An 11,113-nucleotide genomic window follows, 5' to 3' on the forward strand; every position below is an offset into this window, starting at 1 on the left:
TAGAGCTCTTGGCAACCGCCGGAGCCGCCGGCCTTTGGCCGCGGCTTGGTGCTCCTGATGTGGGCGATGGAGCCGACATCATCAAGATCCGGGCAGGCAGCTAACTGAATTTTGCGGCCAGAATGCGTCCTGCCCCGGCGGTCGGCGCCCTCAGAATTGCGTGATCACGCTGATGCCGGTCGCCTCGGCCTTATCCAGTGTCATCAGCGCGGGAATGGCTTCCGCCAGGCTGATCCGCCGCCGGATGAGCTTCTGCGGCGCGATCTTGCCGGCGGAAAGCATCGCCAGCATCGCGTCGTAGCGCCAGGCCTGCATGCCGTGGCTGCCGTAGATCTCCAGTTCGTGACCGATCACCTGCGCCATGGGGATTTGCGGCGTCGCATATTCGCCGAGCATCAGGCCGACCTGCACATGGCGGCCGCGCCGGCGCAGGTTCTTGATCGAGTTGAAGCAGGTGACGGGATGGCCGAGGGCATCGATCGACACATGCGCGCCACCCTTGGTGATCTCGCGCACCGCCTCGGAAACGTCGGCGACGGTGGTCGCGTTGATCGTCGCCACCGCGCCGCATTCACGGGCAAAGGCCAGCTTCTCGTCGGAGACGTCGATGGCAATGGCGTTGGCGCCGAGTGCGGTCGCGATCATGATCGCCGACAATCCGACGCCCCCGCAGCCATGCACGGCGATCCACTCGCCGGGCCCGGTTCGCGCCTGATCGGCAACAGCGCGAAACGACGTCGCAAAGCGGCAACCGAGGCTCGCGGCCGTCGCGTCGTCGACGCTTTCCGGCAGATGTACGAGGTTGGTGTCGGCGTAGTCGATGGCGACATATTCGGCAAACGAACCCCAATGGGTAAAGCCCGGCTGGAACTGGTTCGGGCAGACCTGCTGGTTGCCGGAATGGCATTCGCCGCAATGGCCGCAGCCGGAAACAAACGGCACGGTCACCCGGTCGCCGATCTTGAAGCGCACGACACCCTTGCCCGTCGCAACAACCTTTCCGGCAAGCTCATGGCCCGGGACATGCGGGAGCTTAATGTCAGGGTCATGGCCCATCCAGCCGTGCCAGTCGCTGCGGCAGAGGCCGGTTGCGCCGATGGCGATGACCACGCCGTCTTCGGTCGGCGTCGGGTCGGGCAGGGTGCGGATCTCCGGAGCCTTTTCGAAGGCGTCGTAAAACATGGCTTTCATCGTCTGTACTCCGGTTTGGAACTGCTTCGTCAGGGGTGCATGATGGCATGCGGGCGGGGGGCGTTCCAACCATGCCATCGATGATTTTCGCTGATGCACCCATCGCCAACGCGTGAAGTCGGGCGCACGAATCTTACCCGTCATGAGGTCGCGGGGTATTTTTCTTGCGTAGCGATTCCGGCCCATGATTTCCGCTTGACCCGGCTTGTCGCTGGGGATTTTGCTCTCCGAACTTTGAAGGAGAGTCTCATGGCCGTCGATACATCGCCCCGTTCAAGCACCTGGACCTATGTCGAGGGAGAGTGGCTTACCGGCAATCCGCCGCTGATCGGCCCGACCTCGCACGCCATGTGGCTCGCCTCCACCGTTTTCGACGGCGCTCGCTGGTTCGACGGCATTGCGCCGGATCTCGACCAGCATTGCCAGCGCATCAACCGCTCGGCCGTCAACATGGGCCTGAAGCCGGTGAAGACCGCCGAAGAGATCGAAGCGCTTGCCTGGGAAGGCATCAAGAAGTTCGACGGCAAGACACCGATCTACATCAAGCCGATGTACTGGGGCGAGCATGGCTCGGCGGGCAGCGTCGTCACGGTAGACGGGGAATCGACACGTTTTGCATTGTGCCTGTTCGAGGCGCCTCTCGGCAACAATGCGCCGAATTCGCTCACCGTTTCGCCCTATCGCCGCCCGTCGCCCGAAACAGCGATGACGGATGCAAAGGCCGGCTCGCTTTATCCGAACAGCGGTCGGGCGATCGCCGAAGCAAGAAGCCGCGGCTTTGACAACGCCCTGATGCGCGACATGAACGGCAACGTCGCCGAAACCGCGTCCTCCAACGTCTTCATGGTCAAGGACGGCGTGGTGTCCACTCCGATCGCCAACCGCACCTTCCTTGCCGGCATCACCCGTGCGCGCGTGATCGGGCTGTTGCGCAAGGCGGGCTTCGAGGTTCGTGAAGTCACGCTTTCGGTCGAGGACTTCATGAACGCCGACGAGATCTTCACCACGGGCAACTATTCCAAGGTCGTCGGCGTCAATCGCCTCGACGGCCGCGATTTTCAGGCGGGTCCTGTCACCCGCAAGGCGCTCGAGCTTTACATGAACTGGGCCTTCGGCCGCAGCGAGCACGACAGCTGATCAAGCGTCTGCCTGCCTTGCTCTTGAGAACAATGGCCGCGCCCGCCGCGGCCATTCGCACGGCTGGGGAGGAGTAGCCGACATCCTGTAACTGCAAGAAGCGAAAAGCCTTCGTCATGATCGTGCGCTCACGTCCCACCCTACTTCGCCTGTTCTTCATTCTCCGCGGCTCGATCATCAAGCGGGTTCTGCCGCAGATCCTGCTGACTGCCATCCTCTCCTCCCTGGTCGTCCTCTGTCACAACCTCTGGCCAGGTGTCCTTCCTGTGTTCAACGGCGCTCCCTTCGCGCTACTCGGCATCGCGCTCTCGATCTTCCTCGGCTTTCGCAACAACGCCTGCTACGACCGCTGGTGGGAAGCGCGCCGGCAATGGGGCGTGATCGTCTTTTCCGCCCGCCATTTCGCCCGCCAGACCCTGATCCTCGAGACGACATCGGGTGAGGCGGGTGCCGTTGCCCGCAAGCGCGTGCTGACGCTGGTGATTGCCTTCGTTCAGGCGCTGGTTCCGCATCTGCGCACCGGCGTCGGTCGCGGCAAGGTCGAGCGGCTGCTGTCTCAGGATATCAACGCCCGCTACGACGCCAGCCGCAACCCGCCCGAGGCACTGTCTTTGGAAATCGCCCGTGAGCTGGCGGATCTGCGCGCCAAGGGCATGCTGACCGACATCAATTACCAGATGCTGGACCGGACGCTCGCCGACCTGACGCTCGCCCAGGCCTCGTGCGAGCGCATCCGCTGGACGCCGGTCCCCTTCGGCTACACGCTGCTACTCCACCGCACCGCGCATCTCTTCTGCCTCATGCTGCCCTTCGGCTTCGACGATGTGCTCGGCTGGTTCATGCCCTTCGGTACGGCCCTTGTCGCCTACACCTTCTTCGGGCTGGACGCGCTAGGCGACGAACTGGAAGAGCCCTTCGGCAGACAGCCGAACGCGCTCCCGATCGAGGCGATCGCCGATACCATCGAGATCAACCTGCGCGAAGCCATGGGCGAAAAAGATCTGCCGCCACTCCCGGTCGCCGTGGATTATCTGCTGATGTAGGATTGAGGTGGCGGAGATTACTCCGCCGCCTCTTTCGGCCTGACCAGCCAGGAATAGGCGGCACCGGCGATCAGCAGCACGCAGGTGCCGAGAAACACGGCGCGCATGCCGATGTGGCCGCCGACGAACCCGCCGAGCACCGGCCCGGCCACCTGGCCGACGTATTGCGACGAGACCGACAGGCCGAGGATGCTGCCCGCCGCGCTGTCTGGCACGCTATGGCGAATGACCGCCGAGATGCAGGGCAGCAGCCCACCGAGCGCAACGCCCATCAGGAAACGCAGGCCGATCAGCTGCCAGCCGCTGGTGACGAACGCCTGCGGGATAAGCAGCACACCGGCAACGGCCAGAGCGCCGGCGATGACCGGCCAGTGCCCGATCCGATCTGCGAGCTTGCCGAGCCGCGAGGCCGACAGGATCGCGCCGAGTGCGGCCGCCGACATCACGATGCCTGCTGTCATCGTCACCTTGCCGGGGTCGTCCACCAGCTGCGCGACATAGACGGTGATGATCGGCTCGATCGACATGTTGGCGAGCATCAAGAGCATTCCGGTTGCCAGCATGGCAATGACCGGCCGCTTGTCGGGAATGGATGCCCAGCCGCCGCTCGCCTTCGCCGCCTGCTTGCGGGCAGGCGACTTCTCTTCCTTGATCAGGAAGGTGGTGGCGAGGAAGGCCAGGAAAATCATTGCGCCGGCGGCGAGGAAGGTATTGCGGATGCCGATCAACGGCGGCAAGGCCCCACCGATCAGCGGGCCGATCAGGTTTCCGGCCATGATGCCGGAGGCGAGCGTGCCCAGCGCCCAGGCCGAGCGGTCCTTCGGCGTCTGGGTCGCGACCAGCACCATCGAGCCGGACGAATAGCCGCCCGCCAGACCGACGAAGAGTCTCAGCGCCACCAGTTGCCAGACATTGCCGGCCATGCCCATCAGCGAAATCGCCACCGTCATGCCGAGGCTCGCGCGCACGAGCATCAGTTTGCGGCCGTAGATGTCGCCGAGCCGCCCCCAGAGCGGAGCGACGATCGCCGCGGCGAAGAAGGTCGCGCCATAGGCGATGCCCGACCACTGCGCGATGGCCGCATGATCGCTGACCCCGAGCTCCTCGACATAGAGCGGCAGGAACGGCAGCAGGAGGGTCATCGCGACGATGGTGGTGAAGGAGCCGATCAACGAAACCACAAGATTGCGCTTCCAGTGGATGGAGCCGGGTTCGGCTGCGGCTGCATCCCATTTCGTATCGGTCATTTCGTGGCCTTCGCATTGATCGTATAGGTCAGTTCCGCCGCACCGGACGAAACGATATGGCCCTTTGCCGCGGCGAGGAAATCGGCGCGGGTAAAGGCCTTGGGAAGTGTGAGCCTGTCGGTATCGAGCGCATAGACCGTGACGCGGTAACGGTGGATACGCAAGTCGTTCCAGGGAGGGCACGCGCCCATATAGCCCCCATGCGGCCCATCCTTCAAGAAGGCGGCGAAGCCGTTCTGCCCGCGCCGGCCGTGCTTGGTCATCTCAAGCGCAAGTCCGCCGGTCGGCATGCCGTCGCCATCCGCGCCTTCGGCAAGTTCGGTGACCGATGCAGGGATGTCGGCAAGGATCCAATGGGTGAACTCCATGCGCGGCACATCCTTGTCGATTTCGGTCCCTTGCCTATTCAGCAACGAAAGATCGGCCGGAACGTCGGGGTCGGTCATCGCAAGGGCATAGGAGCGGGTTCCCGCAGGACCTTTGGTCCAGGAGAGGGCAGGGCTCTTGTTGTTGCCTGCCGCAGCTTGGCCGCCAGCCGCAATGCAGGATGCGTTCTCCGCGCGAAGCGTGGCGCCCGGCCCACTGTTGCGGAACGTCACCGTGATCTCGGCGGCCAACAGCGGCGTGGACAGAGACAGGATAGCGGCGGCTGTTGCGATGGTTCTGATGTGCATGAGTTTATCCTCTCGTTCGACGGAAGAGCTCTAGCAATCTCGATGGAAAGCAAGTGCACTGAAACGCTCAAAAAGCGTCCGCGTGCGCTCAAATGTCTGCGGCTTGCTTTTCGCGTGCGCCGGACCGCATGCGCTCGGCAAAGCGGCGCGGCGACCGGTATCCCGTCGCCAGAGCAGCTTCACGAAGGGAAACGCCATCGTCGGCAAGCATCGCGGTTGCAAGCTCCACCCGGACCTCCGCGAGCAGCGTGCGCAGCGACGTGTCTTCGCCGGCCAGCCGCCGTCTCAGTGTGGCGTTGCTGGTGCCAAGCTCGGCGGCGATCATGTCGGCGGTCCATGCTCTGTCCGGCTGCCAGCGAACCAGACCGCGAACGGCGTCTCCCGTCGTCTCCGCCTTGAAGGGCAGGGCGCCGCGCATGCCGAGAACCATCAGCACTTCCATCACACGGTGCTCGATCAGCGTGGCAGGCAGGTTGCCGGCAACGATACCTTCGCCGGCATGGTGGATGGCGCTTGAAAGCGCCGCGTCGAGCGGCAGGTCGAGCTGCCCGCTCTTGCGGCGTGGCGGAAAGGCACGGCTTGCGCGCGCAACCAGTTCGTCCGGAAAATCGATGAAGATGGCGCGATAGACACCCGTTGCCGTATCAGGATCGTTGACCACGTCGCCGCGCCAGCCGCCGGGCAGGACGAGCACGGTGCCGGCAGCAAAGCGCAATTGCCGGCCCATCGTCACGACCTCTTTCGAGCCTTCCACGACCACGACGATCGAGGCGCGGGGAAAGGAACAGCCGGCGATGCGCTCGCGCTCGCGGGTGACGAAGGAAAACAGTGCCGAGGCACGCACGGCGCCACCCGGCAATGCCGAAGGACGATTGTCCCTGGCTGCCAGTTTCAGCAGCCGCTCCAGTATGTGTTCGACGTCAGACATTGGCAGCCCGCGGTTGGTGTGGCGCCGATTCTAACGATCGCCACCAATAATCCAAGCCGTCAGGCACCAAGCAGCACTATTCTGCCAGCGTAATCCACGCCCGCTTGCCTAACCCGGCTGGCCTTTAGCCCGCGCGACCACATTTAGTGAGCAGGAGGAGGAGGAGCAAGATGACGGAAGAAAACGACACGGCGCGCGTCAGAACGGTCCGCGCGCTCTACGCGGCCTATATCGAAGGCCACAAGGATATCGTCGCGGCGATGCTGACGGAGGATTTCACCTTCTCCAGCCCGCGTGACGACCACATCGACCGCGACAGCTATTTCGAAAGATGCTGGCCCAAGCCACCGCCATTTGCGCGCCTGGAGATCGAATATCTCGGCCTTGCCGACGACGAGGCCGTGGTTCGCTATCGCGCGATCAAGCGTGACGGCGGAGCGTTCCGCAACATGGAAACGTTCCGCTTCAAGGGGGATAAGGTCGCGGCCGTCGATGTCTACTTCGGCCGCGATGTCTAAAACGTCAGGCGCCCAAGGCCTCAAGCGACCGCGCGTTTCGCCTGGCGGCGCGAGACGATGAAGGCCTGCGCAAGGCTGCCTGCCGCAAAGAGCGCGACCCATGCAAGCAGCGCCGCCTTCACGGGCGGCGAATCCGGGCCGTTGCCGATCGGATGTGAGGGCGGCAGCCGCGACAGGGTCTCGTTTATTCCGGGAACCCAGAGCAGGAAGTAGGTGAAGGACAGGCCCAGGTTCCTGAGATAGGGCATCAGGCGGCCGAGAAAGCTGAGCTTCGGCAGAAGAAGACAGATGGCGGAAACGAGAAGCACGATGATGGCAAGCGCATGCCCGGCGTTGAAGCCGCCGGCGGACGACAGGCCGAAGGCGCTGATCGCGGAAAGCGCCAGCGAAGCGAGATAGATCTTGCCGACCGTCGTCTCCGGCCAGATCGCCCTATACTTCGCGAAGCTGTAGAGCCCGGCAACGGCGGGAATAATGCTGACGGCGGTGTGGATTTCTCCGAGAAGCGAAAGTGGATTGGCCATGTCGAATGCTCCTGATTGGACCGACTAGTCGGTCGGTAATTGGTTCGAAAAATGCGATATGCGGTGATCCATAATCTAGCCGTTAAGCCGCTGCAGCGCCGGCTGGGTGATGCTGGAAAACAGCTCCGCATCGCCGCCGGCGACGCGGGCGGCGAGCATGGCGCCATGCACGGTGGCGACCAGCACCCGCGCGCTCGTCTCGGCACTGTCGGGGCTCTTCAGTGCGCCGCTTCGCAACCCCTCGTCGATGAACATGGTAAGGCGGTCGATCAGTTCGTCGAAATGCGCCTTCACCTGTTCCGCGACCTCCGGCGGAAGGCTCGGCAATTCGGCCGCCAACAATGCGGCGATACAGAAGGGCGCGTTGTTGTCTCGGATGCATTGCTCCCAGAAGCCGACATAGGCGGCGAGCCGCATGCCGGGCTCCGTGACCTGCGCCGCCATCGCCCCCATCCCGTCCGCCGTCGCCTGCCGGTAACGGGCGACCACGGCAACGGCCAGATCGGCCTTTCCGGGAAAGTGATGATGGATCGTCGCCTTGCCGACGCCCACCTCGGCGGCGATATCAGCATAGCTGAAGGCGTTGTAGCCGCGCGTTACGATCAGAGATTGGGCGCAGTCGAGAATGCGAGTGTAGGTATCGGTTGCCATGGGAAGTTATCTACCGACTAGTTGGTCGGGAGTCAACGAAGCGATATATGGTTCGCGAAAACGTGATCTCGGGCGCGATCGGTCGCGCCCGAGATCATTGTTGGGAATTGTCTCTTGGTTGGACGTCATGGCCGGACCGGGACCGCGTCGGTCACGATTTAGCCGAGACGCCGGACGGCATTACTCTGCCGGCGGCATCCGGGCCGGCTCGCCCGAGGTCATGTCCTGCGCCTGCCGCAGCGATCTCTCCGATATGTCGATCATCGGCGTAAAGCTCGCCGCCGGCATTCTAAGGCCGCTGGCCGTGTCGTCGCCATCGTCTGAAGTCACGGGCGAGGGGATGCCGGCCCGTTCCGTGCGTGCCACTTCCAGCTGGCCGGTCAGGATCGCCCGTTCGGCCCGCAGCTGGCGGATTTCGGACTTGGCGATCTCCAGGCTGGTGCGCAGCTGTCCGATCTCGTAGCGATCCGAGTCCATGCGCGTGTCCATGTCGCGGCGGAGCGCATCGGCATCGCGATCGCGTCTGACCCGCAGACTGTCGGTCTCGCGCAGCTTCAATGTCAGCTCGTTGTTGTGGGTGGCCAGTTCGCGGCGTGCGGATTCGCTTTCCGCGCCGGTGGTGCGGGCCCGCTGCAGCTCTTCCGACAGGCGCTCCGACCGCGACGTCATGGTCGCCAGATCGGATTTGACGCGCTTGAGTTCGGTGCGTGCGGCCTGCAGTTCTTCGTCGGTCATTCTGTTGCGACCGTTGGCGGTCACGAGCAGCTTCTCGACGAGCTCGGCCTTGGAGCCGACCGCCTCGTGCTTGGTCGTCAGATGCGCGATTTCGAGTGCCGAGGACGCTTGCAGCGTTTCGAACTCGACTTCGAGGCGCTTGTGGCGCTCTTCGAATAGCGACAGGTCCTGCTTGGCGCTTGCGACGGACATCTGCAGGTTACGCACCAGCGCTTCCTGTTCGATGAGGCTGCTCTTCAGATGGCTGCGTTCCTCGTTGAGGCGCGCCATTTCACGCGCCTGGACGCCGTTTTCCTTGCGCGAGGTTTCGATCAGCAGCTGGTGGGCCGTGGTTTCGCTGTCCAGCTTCTCCCGAGTGATCCCGAGTTCCCGGATCCGCTGTTCCAGCTCCTGCTGCGCACGCTTCAGAAGGGTGGAGGCTTCATCGAACTGGATCGCGCCGTCGCTGAGTTCGCGCTCCGCATCCAGCAAGCGGGTCTCCAGAATGGTGAATTCCTCGGACGTGATCTGGTGCACGCCCTGCAGCTTGGTGAGCTCGTCGCGCAGCGCGTCGATTTCCGTGCGAAGCTGCGTGTTGTCGGTGCGAAAATCCTTGTTTTCAATAGTCAGGCGCGAGTTGTCCTGATCGGCCTTCTGCCGGGCGCGGCTCTCATAATCCAGGAGCGAGCTGATGCGCGCACATTCCGCGCGCAGGGCGCCGGTCTCGGTGAGGGAGCGGTTGTGCGTTCCCAGCAGCGTCGACACGCGGTCCTGAAGCGATACCAGGCTCGACAGCAGATCTTCCGAAGTCCGCTGGTTCTCTTCGAGCGCCGAGCCGAATGCGGCGAAATCCTCGACATCCGGGATCGAGTAGCGCAACGGTTCGGCCGTGTCCGAACGCTGATCTGTTATGGATGCCGGTCTGTAACCTGTTGTCGGCAGCGACTTGCCGCCCTCTTCTCCGCGACGAAAAAAGCTCATGACCATGACTTGTGCCCCAAAAGTACCCTGTCAAAACGCCGGCGAAATATGGATTTTAGCTAATTAAGCGAAGCTTCTCGAAAATTGCTGTGATTCCGTACACGCATGCTGCGGGTTGCATCTAGGAATGGCTATGTGTCGCTGTCAAAAGACGGACGATGACAATCAACAGGTTTAACTGATGAACCTGTGACGTTTGCGCAACAGGGCGCGTTATACGTCATTCCTCGGGCAGAAGTCGCATCCGTCCGGTCTCGATCTCGCTGCCGAGCTCGACCGATTTCGTCTGCTTGTCATAGACGCAGAAGTAGCTGACGAAGCCGTTTGCGCCTTTCGGCTTGCCCGTGACGATCGCCATTCCGTAGTGCTCGCTGCCGAAGGGATCGACGACGGCGCGCGGAAATTCGACCGAGGTTCGTGCCGCCGTTTCGCACCGACTTTGCACCTCGGTTGCGAATTCCTGCCATGCGTCGCCCGATGATGCGCAGGCGCCGCCGGCGGACATCGTCAGGGTCACTAGGACGCAACAACCAAATCCGTTTATTCGCATAATGGACCCCTTCATTCCGTATTTCGCCCTGACTTGCATCATGAGCGATTTGCGCCTTTGAAGCCAAGTCCTTAGGGGAGGCAAATTTTCCTCCGGCCACCTCTTTTTTGACAATTCGCAGGTTGCCTCCACCTGCTTGCGCTCCTATGTTCCGCCTCACCTGCCGATCACGCAAACTATTGCCAAGAGGAGACTACAATGGCTTTTGAATTGCCTGAACTTCCCTACGACTACGAAGCGCTGCAGCCTTTCATGTCGAAGGAGACCCTGGAGTTCCACCACGACAAGCACCACAAGGCTTATGTCGACAACGGCAACAAGCTCGCGGCCGAAGCCGGTCTCGCGGACCTCTCCCTGGAAGAAGTCGTGAAGAAGTCCTTCGGCACCAATGCCGGCCTCTTCAACAACGCTGCCCAGCACTACAACCACGTCCACTTCTGGAAGTGGATGAAGAAGGGCGGCGGCGGCAACAAGCTGCCTGGCAAGCTGGAAGCGGCGGTCAACTCCGACCTCGGCGGCTACGACAAGTTCAAGGCTGATTTCGTTGCAGCCGGCACCACCCAGTTCGGCTCCGGCTGGGCATGGGTTTCCGTCAAGAACGGCAAGCTCGAAATCACCAAGACCCCGAACGGCGAAAACCCGCTCGTTCACGGCGCGACCCCGATCCTCGGCGTCGACGTATGGGAACACTCCTACTACATCGACTACCGCAACGCGCGTCCGAAGTACCTCGAAGCCTTCGTCGACAGCCTGATCAACTGGGACTACGTCCTGGAACGCTACGAAGCCGCCACCAAGTAAGCGGTTTTCGCGAGACGGAATGGAACGCCCGGTGCCGCAAGCGCCGGGCGTTTTCGTTGTAAGCAAAATAAACCTCCACCTTCGGTGGAGGACTGGACGTGTTCTACATTGTGATTGAGAGACCTCCGTGCTTGGACCGTTATGCTGGCCGAGA

The 11,113-nt window shown here is 62.7% G+C and carries 12 protein-coding genes; 4 read left to right on the forward strand and 8 right to left on the reverse strand.

What is annotated here, in order from left to right; genetic code table 11:
• Positions 1 to 150: 150 nt before the first annotated feature.
• On the reverse strand, positions 151 to 1,191 hold the full coding sequence (locus QTL94_RS00100; protein ID WP_289800180.1) for a zinc-dependent alcohol dehydrogenase family protein: 1,041 nt from the start codon (positions 1,189 to 1,191) through the stop codon (positions 151 to 153).
• A gap of 249 nt (positions 1,192 to 1,440) precedes the next feature.
• On the opposite strand from QTL94_RS00100, the gene QTL94_RS00105 reads away from it, so the two are divergent.
• The gene (locus QTL94_RS00105; RefSeq protein WP_065689841.1) at positions 1,441 to 2,328 is read left to right on the forward strand and encodes a branched-chain amino acid aminotransferase; all 888 of its coding nucleotides are present in this window, start codon (positions 1,441 to 1,443) and stop codon (positions 2,326 to 2,328) included.
• Between the two features lie 116 nt (positions 2,329 to 2,444).
• Positions 2,445 to 3,371 (forward strand): bestrophin family protein, encoded by a 927-nt coding sequence (locus QTL94_RS00110; RefSeq protein WP_113524430.1) that lies wholly within the window; start codon positions 2,445 to 2,447, stop codon positions 3,369 to 3,371.
• A gap of 17 nt (positions 3,372 to 3,388) precedes the next feature.
• Here the strand turns inward: QTL94_RS00110 and QTL94_RS00115 are convergent, their stop codons facing one another.
• The 3 genes from QTL94_RS00115 to QTL94_RS00125 all read right to left on the reverse strand — a co-directional run bounded on the left by QTL94_RS00115 (position 3,389) and on the right by QTL94_RS00125 (position 6,220).
• Positions 3,389 to 4,618 carry a multidrug efflux MFS transporter gene (locus QTL94_RS00115; RefSeq protein WP_289800181.1) on the reverse strand — a complete coding sequence of 410 codons (1,230 nt, stop codon included), beginning with the start codon at positions 4,616 to 4,618 and terminating at the stop codon, positions 3,389 to 3,391.
• Positions 4,615 to 5,292 carry a YbhB/YbcL family Raf kinase inhibitor-like protein gene (locus tag QTL94_RS00120; protein WP_289800182.1) on the reverse strand — a complete coding sequence of 226 codons (678 nt, stop codon included), beginning with the start codon at positions 5,290 to 5,292 and terminating at the stop codon, positions 4,615 to 4,617. The genes QTL94_RS00115 and QTL94_RS00120 overlap by 4 nt, the downstream gene beginning before the upstream one ends.
• 88 nt (positions 5,293 to 5,380) lie before the next feature.
• Positions 5,381 to 6,220, reverse strand: a complete 840-nt coding sequence (locus QTL94_RS00125; protein ID WP_289800183.1) for a helix-turn-helix transcriptional regulator — start codon at positions 6,218 to 6,220, stop codon at positions 5,381 to 5,383.
• Positions 6,221 to 6,390: 170 nt separating this feature from the next.
• On the opposite strand from QTL94_RS00125, the gene QTL94_RS00130 reads away from it, so the two are divergent.
• Complete coding sequence (locus tag QTL94_RS00130; protein ID WP_289800184.1) at positions 6,391 to 6,738, forward strand: nuclear transport factor 2 family protein; 348 nt, start codon at positions 6,391 to 6,393, stop codon at positions 6,736 to 6,738.
• Between the two features lie 20 nt (positions 6,739 to 6,758).
• On the opposite strand, the gene QTL94_RS00135 is transcribed toward QTL94_RS00130, so the two are convergent.
• The 4 genes from QTL94_RS00135 to QTL94_RS00150 form a co-directional block, all read right to left on the reverse strand.
• The gene (locus QTL94_RS00135) at positions 6,759 to 7,262 is read right to left on the reverse strand and encodes a hypothetical protein (RefSeq protein WP_289800185.1); all 504 of its coding nucleotides are present in this window, start codon (positions 7,260 to 7,262) and stop codon (positions 6,759 to 6,761) included.
• 75 nt (positions 7,263 to 7,337) lie between these two features.
• Entirely contained in the window at positions 7,338 to 7,913 is a 576-nt protein-coding gene (locus tag QTL94_RS00140) for a TetR/AcrR family transcriptional regulator (protein ID WP_289800186.1), read from the reverse strand.
• A 180-nt stretch (positions 7,914 to 8,093) separates the two neighbouring features.
• Complete coding sequence (locus QTL94_RS00145; RefSeq protein ID WP_289800187.1) at positions 8,094 to 9,614, reverse strand: coiled-coil domain-containing protein; 1,521 nt, start codon at positions 9,612 to 9,614, stop codon at positions 8,094 to 8,096.
• 214 nt (positions 9,615 to 9,828) lie between these two features.
• Positions 9,829 to 10,158 carry a hypothetical protein gene (locus tag QTL94_RS00150; protein WP_289800188.1) on the reverse strand — a complete coding sequence of 110 codons (330 nt, stop codon included), beginning with the start codon at positions 10,156 to 10,158 and terminating at the stop codon, positions 9,829 to 9,831.
• A 198-nt stretch (positions 10,159 to 10,356) separates the two neighbouring features.
• On the opposite strand from QTL94_RS00150, the gene QTL94_RS00155 reads away from it, so the two are divergent.
• Positions 10,357 to 10,959 carry a superoxide dismutase gene (locus QTL94_RS00155; RefSeq protein WP_065689850.1) on the forward strand — a complete coding sequence of 201 codons (603 nt, stop codon included), beginning with the start codon at positions 10,357 to 10,359 and terminating at the stop codon, positions 10,957 to 10,959.
• Positions 10,960 to 11,113 lie beyond the last annotated feature (154 nt).

It is taken from the genome of Rhizobium sp. S96 (genome assembly GCF_030382195.1).
Lineage (GTDB): Bacteria > Pseudomonadota > Alphaproteobacteria > Rhizobiales > Rhizobiaceae > Rhizobium.

Excerpts from the sequence above, each read along its gene's own strand:
- QTL94_RS00100 (WP_289800180.1), bottom strand. The coding sequence starts at position 1,191 with ATGAAAGCCATGTTTTACGACGCCTTCGAAAAGGCTCCGGAGATCCGC.
- QTL94_RS00105 (WP_065689841.1), top strand. The coding sequence starts at position 1,441 with ATGGCCGTCGATACATCGCCCCGTTCAAGCACCTGGACCTATGTCGAG.
- QTL94_RS00110 (WP_113524430.1), top strand. The coding sequence starts at position 2,445 with ATGATCGTGCGCTCACGTCCCACCCTACTTCGCCTGTTCTTCATTCTC.
- QTL94_RS00115 (WP_289800181.1), bottom strand. The coding sequence starts at position 4,618 with ATGACCGATACGAAATGGGATGCAGCCGCAGCCGAACCCGGCTCCATC.
- QTL94_RS00120 (WP_289800182.1), bottom strand. The coding sequence starts at position 5,292 with ATGCACATCAGAACCATCGCAACAGCCGCCGCTATCCTGTCTCTGTCC.
- QTL94_RS00125 (WP_289800183.1), bottom strand. The coding sequence starts at position 6,220 with ATGTCTGACGTCGAACACATACTGGAGCGGCTGCTGAAACTGGCAGCC.
- QTL94_RS00130 (WP_289800184.1), top strand. The coding sequence starts at position 6,391 with ATGACGGAAGAAAACGACACGGCGCGCGTCAGAACGGTCCGCGCGCTC.
- QTL94_RS00135 (WP_289800185.1), bottom strand. The coding sequence starts at position 7,262 with ATGGCCAATCCACTTTCGCTTCTCGGAGAAATCCACACCGCCGTCAGC.
- QTL94_RS00140 (WP_289800186.1), bottom strand. The coding sequence starts at position 7,913 with ATGGCAACCGATACCTACACTCGCATTCTCGACTGCGCCCAATCTCTG.
- QTL94_RS00145 (WP_289800187.1), bottom strand. The coding sequence starts at position 9,614 with ATGGTCATGAGCTTTTTTCGTCGCGGAGAAGAGGGCGGCAAGTCGCTG.
- QTL94_RS00150 (WP_289800188.1), bottom strand. The coding sequence starts at position 10,158 with ATGCGAATAAACGGATTTGGTTGTTGCGTCCTAGTGACCCTGACGATG.
- QTL94_RS00155 (WP_065689850.1), top strand. The coding sequence starts at position 10,357 with ATGGCTTTTGAATTGCCTGAACTTCCCTACGACTACGAAGCGCTGCAG.